Raw genomic sequence first — 15,565 nt, 5'->3', positions numbered from 1 at the left:
CGCCGGGTGGTTCGAGGACTACAACGACAACCACCCGCACTCAGGGCTGAAGATGCGTTCGCCTCGCGAGTTCATCGCAGCTCAAACCGCAACCGCCTGAGTGTCCGCTGAAACGGGGGCAAGACCAATCGCGGGAATCCTTGAAATAGCAGGAATCACGAACTCTGCGTGTTTTTGCCTCCTCCAGCTGTTCGCGGTGCAATGCGCGAAGTTTGGGATTGGCCTTGGTAGCGGCTTCCATCAGTTCGATTGCCTCTTCGAGCGTCTGGTCCTTGAAAAGCGTCATCCTCAGCTGAGCTTCGAGAACGGCTTCCAGTCCCTCGGCGGTGATGAGGACCGTGCGAAGGTCATCAGGATCGAGATGGATCGTCACGGATTTCGACTTCCCATCAGCGAATTTCTGAAGCTCCGAGGAATTGAACGGAATATTGAAGGCTTTGACCCCTTCCGAGGTCGTACTCGCGCGAATTTTTGTCCCGAGATAGAGGCAGCGTTCGTGCTGCGAAGGCGATTTGATACGACCGTATCGCTTGAGCGCTTCTTCACGCTTCTGACGGGGCGTTGCGCCGAACATACCGGTCCCATAGTGCGGCTGGAAGGGATACTCATCTACCAGATATCGTGTAATTACACCCATGAGCTGATCGTGGCTCACTTCAGCCGAAGGCTTGGGATTATAGCCGGTCAACTCTCCCGGATAACTCCCCGTGTAGCCGGGAAGGAAATTTAGGATTTGGCCCTGCATCGTGCCGAAGAATCGCTCGATATAAGGCTTGTCCGTGGCGTGGTAGGCCCGGCCGGTCATAACTGTCATACCCATCCCAAGTTGAGCGGCATAGACGCGGCCGTTGCGCGTCGCGCTTCCATTATCGGCTAGTCCGAGGCCGAGGCGCACCGGAGGTGCTGGGTCCTCCTTACATCCGTAGCGGACCTTCTCCTTCGTCTTGTCGCGCGTCGCCATGCGAAGAAGCGCCAAGCTATGATCTGAATCTGCGGTCTCCGAAATCACCCAGCCAAGAGCCTCTCGTGTGGCGACATCGAGAATGACGTGCAGCCAGCATCGGCGGATTTCATTGTCCGCAAGCTTTTTGGGAACGTCATCAGGATCGATCGGCTCGGCTTGAACAACGCCAGAACCGTTCGTGAAGATCGAAAGGTAGACCTGATCCCATTCGAACTTTTCTCCGTAGCGAAGAGCGCGGACGTCCGTGGAGCCCGCTCCCTTTTTGTTGGTGGCTTGCCGTTTACCGCCCCGGCCAAACTCAGTCGCAACATCTGAGAATGCCTTCGCCCTCTGACGGAGTGTCGTAACCGACGGAAAATTAATGCACTGCGCCATTTCGGCGGCGGTCCGATGGAAGACTTTTGCTGCGTCGCGAACCAAGGGAGCAAGCTGCGGCTTTCTTTTGTCCTGCCAATGGTTGAGCGCAAAATCGATGAAACGTTCCTGCCAAGGGACCAGCCTCGAAGTGCGATACCCTTTCAGATGCTCACGGTCTGCAAGGACCACGGGATTTCCACCATAGCGATGATAAAGGTCTCTGAATTTCGCGAGGGTCCGCCCTTCCGCGATCGGAAATAACGGTTTTGGCTTTTTCTCGCTGCCCTTCTTGATGAACTTCAATTGAGGTGCGATTTTGTTCGCCCTCAAAATCAGTGCATTACGATGCTCGCCATGTGTGCTCATGCTGCGTTGCGTGATCTTGTATCCATTGGCCGCCAGCTCATCCATGGCCAAAACCAACGCGAGCCGTCTTTGCGCCTCCAGCCGGACGGGGGCGGAGAACTGTTCCAGACGATGGTAACCACCGGTGAACTCTAGCAGTGCCTTGCGCCTTTCCGCGTCCGCCGGTTCAAGGACTTCACAGTCCCGCCCTCGGATTGCAGCCTCGATCCGCGCAACCGAAAGCGTAAGGCACTCGCCGGTATCTTGGCATTCGACCGCATAGCCAGCCCTTTCCAGCCCGGTCACCAGCAGCTCTTGGCCGTCCAGTTCGAGCACGGATCCCTTGGGGATATCAAAGAGCGGCTGTTGGGTCATGCGTACAGCGCGACCCGAGACGGGTAGTCGATCACCCCGTGCATATCGGTCCACAGAATATTCCGGCCAACCAGCCGCATCGCGGCCTGATACGCTCGCCATTCCTCCAAATCGCAGTTCGCGATCAGATCACTGAGAAACCAGTAGCTGGACGACCGCGCCGCCGCCTCCACGACGCTGTCGGCCTCGTCGTCCACGACCTGTAGCAGCTCCCAGATTCGGCGCAAATTGTCTCGGTAGGCCCTCGTGTAGTGATCAACATTTACGACAGCGGCTTCATCCGCGAAGTCGGTCGTCACGCAGGCGAAGATGTCGTCGATCTCGTCCTGGGTTTCCGGCTTGGCCAAACTCGCCCCGTTACGAGCGAAGATTGCGCGGCGGAAACCGTCTTTGAACGTCAGCCGCAGATCGAAGTGGTGCGGACGGATCTCGTGAGACGCACGGCAAAGAAAGGGCACCGGGGGAAGCTGCACTTCCAGTCCGTAGAGATCAGGGCTCCTCAGCGCATCAAGGGCGATCGCGGACTCCCCTTCCCCATCAAAATGATACACCCGCGGCACGCCGTTAGTCATCGGCGTTGCGATGATCATGGAAACGCGTTTCGCCGTATCGCTCCGCGTCAACGGATTGCGGAACCCGTCATACGGCAGAACCCCGTGGATAGGGTCCACGACAAGCGCCGGTAGCTTCTTGGTTTCCGGCTGCTCCGGCTCCCAATCTTCGTATTTCGACATACTCTCTCCGTTCCCGGAGACATTTCGCCTCCGGGCTAGTTACACGTTGTGTCGGAGCTGAGACCGCGCTTGCCCGGGCCGTTTTCGGCCTCTACCGTGGCAAGTAATACACGGGCGATCTCTGCCCCAACTTCCAGGCGCGCATCCTCGGATGCGCGCTTTTCTTTTGCGCTCTTGGCCGGCTTCGTTGGATGCCGACCTCGAACAGGGGCAAGGTCCGCGAATCCCATGAAAATCCAAAACAAAAAAGAGCGCTCGGCCTTGAAGATCAGGGGGAGATTTGAGTCAAGCTACTGATATTGCGAAAAACTTTCTCGACCCCATCTCGTAGATCGGGGCAAAACAGACGCGATCATACTGAAAAATATCGGTCGCGTGGCCGTAGGGTTCCTGGGTTTCGCAAACCATCCCGGGACACCGCTGGAGAAAAATTTCTCCTGGGCGTTCGACCCGGATCGCCTTCTGCGGGCAGATGTACCGCTAGCAACCCGCAGGGGATGAAGGACAGTGCCGGGAGAGGTTTCCTGATAAGAATCGAGGCGACTAGGGTGAAGACGACGAGACCCCTGCCCTTCCATCCTTGGAGATCAGCGGCGGGATGCCGGATATGTCGGTATTTTGCCGATCGCTCGTCCGGCAATCCACTATGGGTATCAGCGTTTTGCGCGGATAAGATGGTGTTCGTTGCCGATGTGGCCTGCCGATTCCAAGACCGGCCAGCAGCAGCGACCTGGACCCTCCCCTGGAAAAGAGGACCGTTGGGTCGGACCGTAAGCTTGTCGCTCGAAGTGCGGTGACATCGCCGCGCTGGTTGGCGTAGATCACGTCGCTCAGTGTGACACCTAGAAAATAAGAGCGCACGGGCGATCGAGAGCCGCCACAGCAGCGGAAGTCGTGAAGCCATAAGTTTGGAGCAGCCACGACGGCCGTCAGCGCCTATTGCGCCCGCCGTCAATGAACAACGGGGCTCGGCTTTCGCCGTTGTCGTACTGGTGCTGGCTATCGAGGCAGCCACCTCCCTCCGCGCCATCTCGGGCAGCAGCCACGAAGGGCTGCTTCCGACGACACGGTCAAGGGCCGCAAGGACCGGCACGTGATGCTTTCGCCGAGCCTGCTTGAACTGCTGCGCGACTATTACCGCGAGGCCCGTCCCGCAGGCTGGCTCTTTCCCGCTCGCAACCGGGTCGACCCGATCTCGACCCGGCAGTTCAACCGGGCCTTCGGGGCGGCCTGTGACTTCGCCGAGATCAAGAAGAAGGCGTCGTGGCGCCGCGGATCGCCGCGCGCAATCCATCGACTGCAGCTTTGATAAAACAGATCAAGTGCCGCGCTGCGCTCTCTTGAAAATAAGGTGCGCGCGATCAGTCCGGCCGAACGCGTGCCTTCGAGAACCACGACGTGTCGATCCGCGTCGCGAGGGGCGCGTACCCGACCCGCTCTTCCAGCCCCGCACGGTCCTGCAGACGGATATGCCGGTCCTCGAGTTCGATCTGACCTTCCCGGCGCAGCTTGGTGAAGAGGCGGCTGACATAGACGGAGGTGAGGCATAGCGCGTCGCCGATCTCCGACTGCGACAACGGCACGTGAAAGCGCGAGGAGGTCTCCGCTCCCGCGACCGACAGTCGGTCGAGCAGCGTTAGCAGGAACAGGATCAAGCGGTCTTCAGCGGGCATCCTCCCCACGGCTAACAGAAGCTCGCGCAGGATCACCTGCTCAGCACTGCTGATCGCGGTCAGCAGCGCCGCAAGGCGGGGCGCCTGCTCGTAAATCCGGCCGAGGGATGCGCGGGGAAAAGGGCAGACCGCCCCGTCCGTCGACATAAAGATGTCGTGCGGGGCGACGGGACTGCCAATCTCGGCGAGGCCGATAACCTCGCCGGGCAGATAGGTGCGCAGGATCGCCCGTCGGCCGGTGACCTCACGCGCGCTGACGATGCTCCAACCCCATTTCACCACATAGAGCTTGTTGGTCTTCGCGCCCTTCGAGACGAGAACCTCACCCTTCTTCATCTGGCGCGGCGTGTTTTCCATGCTCTCGATGAAGGCGCGCTCGTTGTCCGAGAGGTCGAGGAAATTCCCGAGACGCCGGGCCAGGCAGCTTTCCGTCATGACCAACACTCCTTCACCCGCACTTCGCTCGACCCGACGAAGTAGGCCTTTAGCCTCGTCCGTACACGGTCGAGCCAGAGTGAGAGAGCGATCAGCCGATGCGTGTTTCCATCCCCTTAAACCAGTTTGGTTTCCTTCCTGCGACCGCGGCCGACATCCCTCGGAGGCGGATATGGAACGATGGTATGCATTACGCGAAACTCACCGAGCCGGCGGTTCAGTCTGGACCGGGGCCGCTCTCCCTTCCGATACTTTCTGTCAGCGGCGGGAACTGAGGCGCCCAGAAACAAACTTTTTTGAAGATAAAATGCAGTTATTGTGAGACGCTCGCGGCGTCGACAGAGCCGCGAAAGTAATACTCAGTGCTCGAGCGAGTTCAGCAAGCAGCCCCCTTCAACTGTTTTTCGACGCAAACTCTGTATCGGTTCGGATGCCCAAAACGCTAGCGCTCCGGATCACTGCGCCCAGAAGCAATTCTTCGGTTTCGCCTGGTCGAGCGGCGTGAACGATGATCCGTGCGAGTACTTCCCTCGGACTGGTAGTGACCAAGCTGTCTGCTTCGTTTCTGACGCCGCCGATTTCTGCCAAAGCGCCATACATGCGCATCACGCCAAAGCTCACGAGATTACCGACCAAGAGAATACAAGGTCCGCCCGCGTTGTTTGTAAGCTTCGCCCTTTGCGAGATGAACGTTTGCATTCCATGCGCGCTTATCCACGAAAGGTCAGCATTGCGGAAGTCGTGAAACAGAAGTGGCAAGGACCCAGGACTTTCGGGTTCGTGTTTGTCGATCCGATCCAATTCCTGAAGGAGTTCTCGTCGCCTGAAGCTACCACCATAGCGCAAGTAGAACATATTCAGCTCCGGAATGTGCTCGCAGTAAATCATTCAGCAAACCTTCTCCGCCTCAGCATTACGGAAGCCACGATGTTTTCTGCGGGAAAGTTTCAGCAAAATGTCGCCAGTGATAGGCGACAATTCGCCCATCGCGCGGAGTGTTGCCTTATTACGTCACACGTAGAAGGCGTTGAACCCAGTAGCTCCGCAGCGTTCGCGGAACGACCGCGTAAGTTCAGTCCGACCGGTCCCTAGGAGGAAGGGCAGCGCGTTGCTCTTGATCGCTTTCGCCTAAGAGTAAAGTGCGGGCGCTATCAGTGAAGCCGTATGCGGCCGCATACTCGGCAAGGCAGGTCTCTAGGTCTCTGATGCGGGTACGGAGTGCATCGTTTTCGTTTTCCATGTCATTCAAATGTATTGAGAAAATATGTAAGCGAAGGATACTTAGTCACTATAAGTGAAGAAATCTGCGTATCAAGCAGAGAAGTCCTCGTTTTCCGGCACGCCCCGGGGGCCCCTTTTTGAAAAGATCGGACTCCCAGTTTCTTGGTCCGTTCCCGCTATGTCCATGGGAGCAAAACTCGGCAACCTGTCGATTTCGCTGCGGTTCGGTGTGATGCAGAATAGCCCGCCGAAAGGCGTGTCAGATCGAGTCCGGCCGAGAGTACCATTGCCAATACCCAACTTTTACCTTGGCGTCCCTTCCCCGGTCCCGGCTCGAACGCCGCATCTCCGCCTGGGCGCGGGGGACTGTTTCACGTCCAGCCACGGCACGAAGCCGTCGTTCAGCAGCGTGGGTGGGCGAGCCCGCTCCCGGCCCTCAACTGCCGTTCGCCCGGCACGCCATTGCCGCCGCGCGGTTTCACCAACACCGAACTTTCAATTCGCCATGCAGCATCGTTCAGTAGTATAAGGGCCGCAGTGCCGGACCGAATGGCCGTTTGCTGCATTGAAACCCTTCTGAGTAAGATTGAGGTTATATTCTTGCGGTAATCTTCGATCGGATCGGGCGACCGACGTAATTGAGGCAACGCTTCTGGTACTGCTTGCGCAGGAGCGGCTATGTCGGAGCAAGCGCATGGACGTGATTACCCTTTTTGTAGCGAATGCCATCATCCTCGTGGTGATGTCCTGTGGCTTCTATGCTGCCTCGCGCACGCAGCCGGATGAATCTTGGTGGTCTTCTTGGATCGTAGCGAATCTGGTGCTTGCCGCGGGACTAGCAGGATTCGCTGTCATTCCACCCTCTGCCGGAATTGCGAACGCGCTGCCTCACGCCCTCCTTGTGCTTGGATTTGGCTTCCGTTGGCGCGCAGCGCAACAGTTCGTTCACGGCCGGAGTTCATGGTTGCCGGTACTGGCTCCGACAGGGGCGACGCTCGCTTTGTTCGCTCTTGCCTCTACGTCCGACCCAGGTTTAGTGTATGCGGCTGTGAACGTCGTTTTGGTGGCGCAAACGGCAGGGATCGCTTGGCAGTTCTGGCTGGGACGCGGGAACGCCATCCCATCGAGTTACGGCCTTATCCTATCGTACTCAGTCCTGGCGCTTTCGTTTGCGGCTCGGGTCGTTCACGGAGCCACCTTTTCGGAAAGTTTCACGGCCTATCTGCCGCATGATCGCATGCTGCAGATTCATTTGATTGTCGCGGTAGTACATACGACAGCCAGCGGCGCGTTTGCCCTGTCGCGTGCATATGAACGCGTGGTGCGCCGACATCAACATGCCGCTATGCACGATGGCCTCACCCACCTCGCCAATCGCACTTACTTCCACGAACGCTTGCGTCAGGCGCTCGACAAAGCGGAAGTTGGGGGAACGAATGTAGGAGTTCTCTTGCTTGACCTCGACCATTTTAAGCAGATCAATGACACTTGGGGGCACGCCGCCGGTGATGACCTCTTACGGAGTTTTGCTGACCGGTTACGTGCGGCGGTTCCGCCAAATGGCACGGCTGCGAGATTGGGAGGCGACGAGTTCGCCGTAATCCTTCCTGATGTGGGCGGGCCCGAGGAATTATCAATCTTGGTCAGTTCGCTGGCCGGCCAGCTGTATAAGGCGATCGAGCACTTCGGTAGTCAGATCGCTTGTCGGCCCAGCATCGGCGCGAGCGTATTCCCACAGCACGGCGGTACTGCCCATGACTTGCTCAAGAATGCCGATATTGCGCTTTATCGCGCCAAGGCAGAAGGCCGACGCACCAGCGTCGTGTTCGACGCCACTATGGTGACGCATTCTTACAAGGACGGCGAGCTTTACCGATAAGATTCGCTTGGCGTTTCATTCCGGGATGAACTCGTCCCGCGATCAGCAGGGATGGATTGAGATTTCCGCCTGCCTCATCGCCCTCACGCCGAAGGGCCTGCCAATCCTGGGTGCGCTTTTTCAGCTCTTGAGACTCGGAAGAATATCTTTTGCTAATAAGGGTGTGCAGACCAAATTTAAGATTGGCCACCAAAGCGCAAGAAACAAGATCATCATCTGGGAGGAAATTGGCTTGCTAGCGCAGGATGGGACCCGGCCAAGTGAACATGGTGGAAAGCCTGTGAACCGCTATGTAATTCCAGATCCCAGGGTTACCAGAATTGTTGAGCGCCGTTTGTTTGACGTAGACGATATTGAAGCTGACGATAGCTTTAGCGAATAAAGTCGCTGCAGAATGGTGCAGAACCTCTCGGGCGGCAAAATAAGGGGAGCCGGCATTCGATTGGCTGAACTGAACAGCAACGATCTTATCTTTGGGATATCGAAGTCAGGTGGCCAACCTCGACAATACTCCGCGTTGCGGTCGTTCGTTGAATTGGCTGCGAACTCCTGCTTTCCGCACGCTATGTAGGTCGCGCCGGGTCCGGCGGCGTGATTCTGGCGGAATGTCCGCTTCCATATCCTGGCAAGGGTGCGTTCGCACACGCGGAGAAGGTTCGGTTCTCGCCCTTCTCGACCGGAATGCGCATCGCGCTTCGGGCCAGACGTTCCGCAAGCCATCGGTTCGCGACGTGCTATGATGATCTTGTGGATGCAAGGAAACTTAGCACATGGCCGTGGCGGACCCCCTTCTAGATTGGGCAAGACCAGCGATCGCATTTATCGAGGCGAACCTGCCAAGCGACCGTCGGGCGTATGACCACAGCTTCATTACAGCTTATCAGATCGGTTGCGAGGCCCTTGCCGCGTTTGGCAGGGCCTCCGAAATTTGCCGGGGTGCCGTCATCCGCGAAAACCCGGTGATCCCTGAAACACTTCCTCGTTGGGACGACGTCTGCATCGCCGTTCTCTGGATAGCCAAGCAACAGGGCAAGTTTATCTACCACCCCCAGACGCCCACAGGTGCGGGTTCGGTCGGCGGAACGACTGCGGATCGGCGTGGCTCTCCCTCGTCGCCAAACATCGCCGCGGCACATGGTTCGGGACCAGCGCATGCTAGTCAGGACGTGCTTGCGGTACTGAACGAAATCGGACTGGTCTCCGGAGCGCGGTGGACAGCTGATGCGGAGCTGGTTCATTGGCGCGACCAGCCGGCGGAATGGGATATGGATATTGCGTCCGATCACCGCTTCTCCGAGGCGATGACGATGGCCATCGATACGGTCCCTGACGATATTCGAGCTCAGATAGCTTGTGTGGTGTCGGACACAGACGAGGATTCGAGAGCGCCGGTTGCGCGAGCAACGCATAAAAACGCCCAGGCCAACAAGGGGCGGCGGGTCTCTCTTCACATCGGCCGAAACGAACTGGACTGGATATTCTTCCAGCGCTGGCGCCTTTCGGACGGCTGGCTCACGGAGGACCAGACCGCGAACAACCTGGATATTTTCCACGATGCCCTTGCAATCCAGATGCGCTGTGCCGTGCTCACCGCTTTGTATCCAGACCACCCGGAATTCCACGTCTAGCGGCCAGTTCAAGTTTCTCGGGCCCAGCACTTGAAACACCGCTCTATTTGGCGAGAAGAAGACGAAAGCCAGATCCGGTTACGGGTTGCTCCGACGCCTTCGGCGTCCCGCACCGAGATCCGCAATCGCCGAGCCCAAACCGAAACTTCCTGCGCGCCCTGCAATCGCGGCTGGCACTCGCGTCCTGGAACAGAATCTTTCGGCGATTTCAGAATGCGAAAGAATCCTGAGATCCTCGCGGCGCGAGGCATGGCGTTTTGCGAAAAACGTTCTTCCTCTGCCGGGCATCGCCAACGTTTGCTGGACGAAGCGCCAGGAAAACACGGGCTTGGGAGGAAGACCGGTCCCGCCCCGAGGTCGGGCAACACGGTTGCGAAAATCAATCTTTACAATAGGTTATACGCATCTGCGGAGGCCAAAAAGACTTGACGGACGCAGATCGGTCCGTGTCTGTAACTCCCTAGGCTCCGGGCAACGTTCCAGGGCGCCGCGAGGGATCACGATGGACACCTACTTCTGGGAACCGCAGCATGAAGATCCTGTTCGTCAGTGACCTGCACCTGGATCACTGGCTGATGGCCGGACGCGATCCCTTGGCGGCCGTACCGCAATCGGTCTGGGACCAGGTCGAGGCGCTCTTCATCATCGGCGATCTCAGCAACAAGCCGAAGGTCCGCTGGCCCCCGCTCCTCGAGCATGTCGGCCGGTATGTCCCGCTCGACCGCGTCTTCATCACCCCGGGCAACCACGACTATTACGATTTCCAGCTGGACGGGGACGACCGGCTGGCCGAGATCGCGACCGAAGCGGGGGCATCCTTTGCCCAGAAGGCCGAGGTCATGCTCGGCGGCTGCCGGATTCTGTGCTGCACCCTCTGGACCGACTTTGCCCTGGCAGGGCACCGCGAGGCGACCAGGGCCGCGATGATGGCCGAGGCCGAAGCGCAAATAAACGACTACCGCTACATCCGCATTGGTGGCGAGGGATACCGCCGCGCGAGGCCGGCGGATACGGCCCGGCGCCATGCCGATCATCGCGCGTGGCTCGAGGGCAAACTGGCCGAGCCGTTCGACGGCAACACGATCGTGGCGACGCATCACGCGCCCCATCCGGAGTGTCTGGCCCCGCCAGTGTCCCGCCTCGACGCCGCCTACGCCTCCGATCTCACGTCCCTGATCGATGCTCACGCCCCCACGGCTTGGGTTTACGGGCATACGCATATGCCATGTGCGTTCACGGTCGGGGCGAGCGAGCTTCGCAACGTGTCCCTGGGCTACCCGCACCAGGTGCCGGAAACCGAGATTGCCGCCCAGTTGCTGCAGGGGCTGGCGAAGGTCGAGCGCGGGCGGGTTGCGCTGAAATCGAGCAGCGACCGGCGGTCTGACCTCGATGCGGAAGCATGAGGGCGGCGGCGCGGAGGAGACAAGGATGAAGGAACTTGAACAGTTGCAGGATGAGATCGCACAGCTTCGCAACGCGCTGGACGATCGGGATGGGCGTCTCAGATTGGCCTCCATCGAACTCGCGCGGCTCCGGTCCGCTGCCCACCAAGGCGCTGATTCGGCTGCCAGGTGGCACGTACTCGACGCCATCGCCAAAGACAGGGAGCTGACCCCCGGTCGGTTGCGGGACATCCTGACGGGGCATCTTGATCCGGACGGCGACGACCTGGCTCAGCTTGAGCTGGCCTTCACCGCCATGCCGGCTGACCGCCTGGCAATCCTTTGCGCGGAGATCGGGGTCGAATTCGCCGGATTGCGCCAGCGGTTTGCGGCGATCGACATCGATTTGGATGCAACCGTTGGGCCGCAAGTATCGTGACGCGTATGGCCGGCGCCCTGCCATGAATGGAGACGGAGGTCATGGAATTTCTCTACGTCTATAGCGGCATGGTTGCCGTAGCGGCGATCATCATGACCGTGATCGGGCGCCGCAGTTTCCACCGCACAGAGGCGGAGGCCGCTCGCAATGGCTTTGCCGGCTTTGGAGAAACCATTCGGGCCATGCGCCTGGAGCAGGAGCGCCAATCGTCGTCGTGCCGCGGATCGTCGAAATCCCGGATATCCGATGTCCCTAGCCAAGCGTATATCACGCGTCCTCGACCGGGAATGCCAAAGGCGGTTTGGCCGTGGCCAGCGCCCTGACAACAAGAGGGTGAAGACAAGACGCGGGTCCAGGGCAAACGCTCAGGACACGGAAGCTCGCCCGCGCGCCTCAGACTGGCACTGCTTCGCAGCAGCTTTCGGGATCAGAAGACCATCCGGTCCCGAAAGACGTGCCGCACGATGTCCTCGCGTCTCAGGTCCATGCGGGCCAGGTCTGCATCCGATTTCGCCTCGAGCGCGGCGATCCTGTCCGCGCGGCTGTTTGCCTCGATCCAGTAAGCGAAGCCACGTGCGATGGCGGCGCGAGCGCGGGACAGAAAGCTCGGGCGGGAAGACTGGAATTCGGCGGAATGGGTCTGGACGTAGGCCATGGAACTGCCTTTCAGAGGAATGTTGCGTTGCAGCAAAGCTATGACGCCGCGGCGCAGCGGACTACAGCCGAAGCCACAAACCCGCCTTGCAGCGAGCGGGATGCCTGCGGCATGTCCAAGCAATCAGGAGTTTTACCCTCGGCCAGCCCGCCGCAATTTCCATCGATGGTGGCGCCGATCCGGTTCGGCACCTCACGCCAATGGGGTGGACAACCCGGAAACCCGTGAGGCGGAAGGCTGCTGATACGATCTTGCGCTTCCGCCAAGGCTTGCAGGGGTCGCGGATGACGGCGTATATGTTCCACCTTCGTTCTGCCGCGGAAGCCACTTCGAATATGGAGCCACGGAGAGCGGAGGATTGGGGTCGAGGGGGGCTGGAACAGGCAGCAGGACAGCGCCGCTCGATCCCGATAGAATAGCTGACGCGCGCCGTTGAGTTTATGGGTGCATCGAGAAAAACGGGATTGGGACTGCTAGGAGGACGGCCATCTGTAATCTGTATTCAGCGGCCCGGACCCAGGACGAGCTGCGCGGGCTCTTCGACCGGCGGCAGGTCGACGACCGGCTCGGCAACCTGGAGCCCAGGGATCAGGTCTATCCCGACCAAGGCGCACCGATCGTACACCTGGACGGTGAGACCATCGTCCTGAAGAGCGCCCGCTGGGGCATGCCCAGCCCGAAGCAATATCACAGCGCGAGCGGCATCGACCGGGGTGTGACGAACATCAGGAACACCGGGTCGCCCCACTGGCGGCGCTGGCTGGGTCCGCAGCATCGCTGTCTCGTGCCGCTAACGGCATTCGCGGAACCCCTTGGAAAGAGCCGCGGCAATGCTTGGTTCCGCTTCCCGGACGACGCCACGCCGATGTTTGCGGGGATCTGGGTCGAAGGATGGACGAGCATCCGAAAGCTGAAGGACGGCGAGACTAAAGACGATCTCTTTGCCTTCCTGACGACCGAGCCGAACGCCGAGGTCGCGCCTATCCACCCGAAAGCCATGCCGGTGATCCTAACGGAACAGGAGGAGTGGGAGACTTGGCTCACGGCAGAATGGGCGGAGGCGAAGGCCCTACAAAGTCCACTGACGGATGGGATGCTCGAAGTGGAGAATGGAGGACAGCGTGGTAAGGATTCTGGATCGTCATAGCCGTGACGGCCCCGTCGATGATCTGCCAGCCTTCTGCATCTCGAAACGTGAAGGTCAGATCAGCCTGGGCTTTCAGAACGTCCCCCGTCCTTCGCCAAAAGTCTTCTCACCAGCAGGGATGAGCGGGAGATAAAAGAAGGTCTATACGACCGGTGTGGTGGCCAATTTCGGGTGAACGGCATCGACGAGAGTAGAATGTTCTTCTCGGTTTTGGGATGTTGATCGTGGGTCGCTTGAGGCCGTTGGCGATCACCAACTCGTTGCTCATGACCCGCTCGTTCGGCTGAAGCCACACGGCAAAGTCGAGCATGCCTAGGCCGTGCGCCTGGACAGCCCCCCCGACGACCGTGCGGTTGCGTGTCTTTCCAGAAGCTCGTCACAGTTGCCAAGGTTGCAGCATGAGGGGGACAATTCGATGGTGACAGGCGTTGAAGCGACATCATAGCCTAACGAAAACGGGGGATAGATTCATGCGCCTTTCGTCATCGACGTCTCTGGCCGCCTTCCTGCTTCTGGGACCCGGAGCCGCACTCGCGCAATCCGACGAGATGAATGCGAGGAGGCTCGTGGTTGACGCTTTCCGCGCTCACGAGCTTGCGCGGTCAACGGAGAACCCGGCCATCCGCCTTCAGGCGCTTCGTGAAGGCGTAGAGTATCTCGATCGCATCGAGGCGAATCTGGCGGCCACGGAGGCCGGTCTTCACCTGATCACGGGAGGCACGTTCAACGAGTTCATCCCATCTGCGCTTCGCACTGCCTACGAAGAAGCGCAATCCAACCTCGATGACATCGCGGGATCCTGCCTCGAGGACTACACTGCAGTATGCCTGCTCGCAGTTGCGGAGATCGTGTTTCCGGAAGCGGAAATATCGCCATCTGCGATGATTGTTGGAACAGTCGGGACGGAAACCTGGGACGATACTCTGCGCGAATGGCTTCCGCGGATGGACGAAGATGAATTCATGGAATTGCTCAGTACCCTATGGTCACTGGGGCGAGGTCCGGAGATGATCGAACTCTCGCAGAAGATTGGTCCGATCATGGGGCTCGAAGCGGCGCCGGAGCCTGACATGATCATCGCGTCCCTACCCAGAATGTACGACACTCCGCTCCCGCAGCAGCCACCAACCACCGCGATGAATATCGACCGCATGGTCGAAGCTGGATACGAAAGCCCTCATGGCGCGATCATGGCCAGCGGGTCTAGCGAGGATGTCCGCGCGATGCTTGCCGGGATAGAAGACCCCGATGCGGTCGACGAGCTTGTGGTCACGGCCTACGAGTCCTTCGGAGCGGCCTCGTACACCTCCGGACGCCTTCTGGCCGCGTATGCCGATGTTTCCGATCCGAACACGGCCATGAATCTGGTGCAGGAGGCATCGAATTACGCCAACGAGGGTTTCGAGCTTTTTGTCAGGGAAGCGCCGGATGGTGTCCTGCAATCGGGCATGGCAGACCTCGTTTTAGGGATGGCCCCTGAAACGAACAGGAGAACTGCCTTCTGGTACGTGGTGGGCGGTCGGTCAGCCGACGACCTCAGCCGGATCGTGACGGAAATACGTGACCGCGCCAATGGCAACATCCCTCTCGGCTTCGGAACGCGCGAGAGCGCCTATTCCCAGCGATGGGATGCACTTTACGCCGGTATCACGTCAGGCGAGCTCGGACGTAACGGTATCCTGGACGTGCTGGGCGACCTACCAGAATCGGTAGTCGATGATACGGAGCGCGCCGCGTTTTACATCGGCGAAAAGGTCGCGCGCATCCGGGCGGGCAATCCTCCATCCCCCGGGATCCTCGACGATCTCTACGATCTTGAGGATTTGGCGGAGGATATTGCCCCGGACGCAGCCTGGGAGCTCGTCTTTGCACTCGTGGAGACCGGACACATGGAGCTCGCCAGGCAGGTCGCGCAGGCAACCGAGGACATGAGCGCAGGCAACGTCTACAGCGCGACCCTCTCGGCGGCCGTGGGAAATCTGGGCACTGCGATCTCTCTTCTGCAAAGCGGCAATCTCGATGACGTTGAATGGGTCGCTTCGGGGATCCGCGCCTGGTTCGAGACACCCGAAGGATCCGGCGCCGATGTCGCTGATCTTCTTACATTCCTCGCGGCGATGGAGGATGCGGACCTTCGGCGCAAGATCACCCGGGAAATCGCCCTCCCCGGCCCGTCATCGTTCGGGGCCCCGCAGGCGATCTACCGCGCGGCGATCGCTAGCACGGACATGGATTTGGCCAGCGATCTTTTCAATATCGCTTTGCTCGCATCCGGGCGCGTGGACCTCGAACAAGACGCTGGAAGCGTTAGCGGCCGCGAGTGACGCATCA

Annotated in this window: 14 protein-coding genes and 1 pseudogene; 10 read left to right on the top strand and 5 right to left on the bottom strand. The window is 59.5% G+C overall.

Going from position 1 to position 15,565, the window contains the following annotated elements; translation table 11 throughout:
* On the top strand, positions 1-100 hold a 100-nt coding region (locus PAA8504_RS22300), incomplete at its 5' end, for an integrase core domain-containing protein (RefSeq protein WP_146190509.1).
* Between the two features lie 624 nt (positions 101-724).
* On the opposite strand, the pseudogene PAA8504_RS23015 reads toward PAA8504_RS22300, so the two are convergent.
* Together PAA8504_RS23015 and PAA8504_RS15930 are read right to left on the bottom strand one after the other, a co-directional pair.
* A pseudogene (locus tag PAA8504_RS23015) lies at positions 725-1,339 on the bottom strand (TnsB C-terminal domain-containing protein); the annotation flags it as partial.
* Between the two features lie 698 nt (positions 1,340-2,037).
* On the bottom strand, positions 2,038-2,775 hold the full coding sequence (locus PAA8504_RS15930; protein ID WP_108895186.1) for a hypothetical protein: 738 nt from the start codon (positions 2,773-2,775) through the stop codon (positions 2,038-2,040).
* 1,096 nt (positions 2,776-3,871) lie between these two features.
* Between PAA8504_RS15930 and PAA8504_RS15925 the strand changes: the two genes are divergently transcribed.
* Positions 3,872-4,084: a site-specific integrase gene (locus PAA8504_RS15925; protein ID WP_370739698.1), complete on the top strand. Its 213-nt coding sequence runs from the start codon at positions 3,872-3,874 to the stop codon at positions 4,082-4,084.
* 52 nt (positions 4,085-4,136) lie between these two features.
* Here the strand turns inward: PAA8504_RS15925 and PAA8504_RS15920 are convergent, their stop codons facing one another.
* Positions 4,137-4,883, bottom strand: coding sequence for a Crp/Fnr family transcriptional regulator (locus PAA8504_RS15920; RefSeq protein WP_108895185.1), 747 nt, complete (start codon positions 4,881-4,883; stop codon positions 4,137-4,139).
* 393 nt (positions 4,884-5,276) lie between these two features.
* A complete protein-coding gene (locus tag PAA8504_RS15915) occupies positions 5,277-5,771 on the bottom strand; it encodes a hypothetical protein (protein WP_108895184.1) in 495 nt (164 codons plus the stop codon).
* Positions 5,772-6,798: 1,027 nt separating this feature from the next.
* On the opposite strand from PAA8504_RS15915, the gene PAA8504_RS15910 reads away from it, so the two are divergent.
* The 6 genes from PAA8504_RS15910 to PAA8504_RS15885 all read left to right on the top strand — a co-directional run bounded on the left by PAA8504_RS15910 (position 6,799) and on the right by PAA8504_RS15885 (position 11,755).
* Entirely contained in the window at positions 6,799-7,983 is a 1,185-nt protein-coding gene (locus tag PAA8504_RS15910) for a GGDEF domain-containing protein (RefSeq protein WP_108895183.1), read from the top strand.
* Positions 7,984-7,990: 7 nt separating this feature from the next.
* Complete coding sequence (locus tag PAA8504_RS15905; RefSeq protein WP_108895182.1) at positions 7,991-8,365, top strand: hypothetical protein; 375 nt, start codon at positions 7,991-7,993, stop codon at positions 8,363-8,365.
* A gap of 388 nt (positions 8,366-8,753) precedes the next feature.
* Positions 8,754-9,611, top strand: coding sequence for a hypothetical protein (locus PAA8504_RS15900; RefSeq protein WP_108895181.1), 858 nt, complete (start codon positions 8,754-8,756; stop codon positions 9,609-9,611).
* A 530-nt stretch (positions 9,612-10,141) separates the two neighbouring features.
* Entirely contained in the window at positions 10,142-11,014 is an 873-nt protein-coding gene (locus PAA8504_RS15895; RefSeq protein ID WP_108895180.1) for a metallophosphoesterase, read from the top strand.
* A 25-nt stretch (positions 11,015-11,039) separates the two neighbouring features.
* Positions 11,040-11,432, top strand: coding sequence for a hypothetical protein (locus PAA8504_RS15890; protein ID WP_108895179.1), 393 nt, complete (start codon positions 11,040-11,042; stop codon positions 11,430-11,432).
* Positions 11,433-11,473: 41 nt separating this feature from the next.
* Positions 11,474-11,755, top strand: a complete 282-nt coding sequence (locus PAA8504_RS15885) for a hypothetical protein (protein ID WP_146190508.1) — start codon at positions 11,474-11,476, stop codon at positions 11,753-11,755.
* 104 nt (positions 11,756-11,859) lie between these two features.
* Here PAA8504_RS15885 and PAA8504_RS15880 read toward each other — a convergent pair whose 3' ends face one another.
* The gene (locus PAA8504_RS15880) at positions 11,860-12,087 is read right to left on the bottom strand and encodes a hypothetical protein (RefSeq protein ID WP_108895177.1); all 228 of its coding nucleotides are present in this window, start codon (positions 12,085-12,087) and stop codon (positions 11,860-11,862) included.
* Between the two features lie 448 nt (positions 12,088-12,535).
* Between PAA8504_RS15880 and PAA8504_RS15875 the strand changes: the two genes are divergently transcribed.
* Positions 12,536-13,234 carry an SOS response-associated peptidase gene (locus PAA8504_RS15875; RefSeq protein WP_306419535.1) on the top strand — a complete coding sequence of 233 codons (699 nt, stop codon included), beginning with the start codon at positions 12,536-12,538 and terminating at the stop codon, positions 13,232-13,234.
* 470 nt (positions 13,235-13,704) lie between these two features.
* Complete coding sequence (locus PAA8504_RS15870) at positions 13,705-15,558, top strand: hypothetical protein (protein ID WP_108895175.1); 1,854 nt, start codon at positions 13,705-13,707, stop codon at positions 15,556-15,558.
* Positions 15,559-15,565: the final 7 nt, after the last annotated feature.

It is taken from the genome of Palleronia abyssalis (assembly GCF_900302445.1).
Lineage (GTDB): Bacteria > Pseudomonadota > Alphaproteobacteria > Rhodobacterales > Rhodobacteraceae > Palleronia > Palleronia abyssalis.
Note: the sequence above shows the minus strand (reverse complement) of the source record. Positions and strands in the feature narration are given on the sequence as shown.

Excerpts from the sequence above, each read along its gene's own strand:
- PAA8504_RS15925 (WP_370739698.1), top strand. The coding sequence starts at position 3,872 with ATGCTTTCGCCGAGCCTGCTTGAACTGCTGCGCGACTATTACCGCGAG.
- PAA8504_RS15885 (WP_146190508.1), top strand. The coding sequence starts at position 11,474 with ATGGAATTTCTCTACGTCTATAGCGGCATGGTTGCCGTAGCGGCGATC.
- PAA8504_RS15915 (WP_108895184.1), bottom strand. The coding sequence starts at position 5,771 with ATGATTTACTGCGAGCACATTCCGGAGCTGAATATGTTCTACTTGCGC.
- PAA8504_RS15910 (WP_108895183.1), top strand. The coding sequence starts at position 6,799 with ATGGACGTGATTACCCTTTTTGTAGCGAATGCCATCATCCTCGTGGTG.
- PAA8504_RS15895 (WP_108895180.1), top strand. The coding sequence starts at position 10,142 with ATGAAGATCCTGTTCGTCAGTGACCTGCACCTGGATCACTGGCTGATG.
- PAA8504_RS15880 (WP_108895177.1), bottom strand. The coding sequence starts at position 12,087 with ATGGCCTACGTCCAGACCCATTCCGCCGAATTCCAGTCTTCCCGCCCG.
- PAA8504_RS15920 (WP_108895185.1), bottom strand. The coding sequence starts at position 4,883 with ATGACGGAAAGCTGCCTGGCCCGGCGTCTCGGGAATTTCCTCGACCTC.
- PAA8504_RS15900 (WP_108895181.1), top strand. The coding sequence starts at position 8,754 with ATGGCCGTGGCGGACCCCCTTCTAGATTGGGCAAGACCAGCGATCGCA.
- PAA8504_RS15930 (WP_108895186.1), bottom strand. The coding sequence starts at position 2,775 with ATGTCGAAATACGAAGATTGGGAGCCGGAGCAGCCGGAAACCAAGAAG.
- PAA8504_RS15870 (WP_108895175.1), top strand. The coding sequence starts at position 13,705 with ATGCGCCTTTCGTCATCGACGTCTCTGGCCGCCTTCCTGCTTCTGGGA.
- PAA8504_RS15890 (WP_108895179.1), top strand. The coding sequence starts at position 11,040 with ATGAAGGAACTTGAACAGTTGCAGGATGAGATCGCACAGCTTCGCAAC.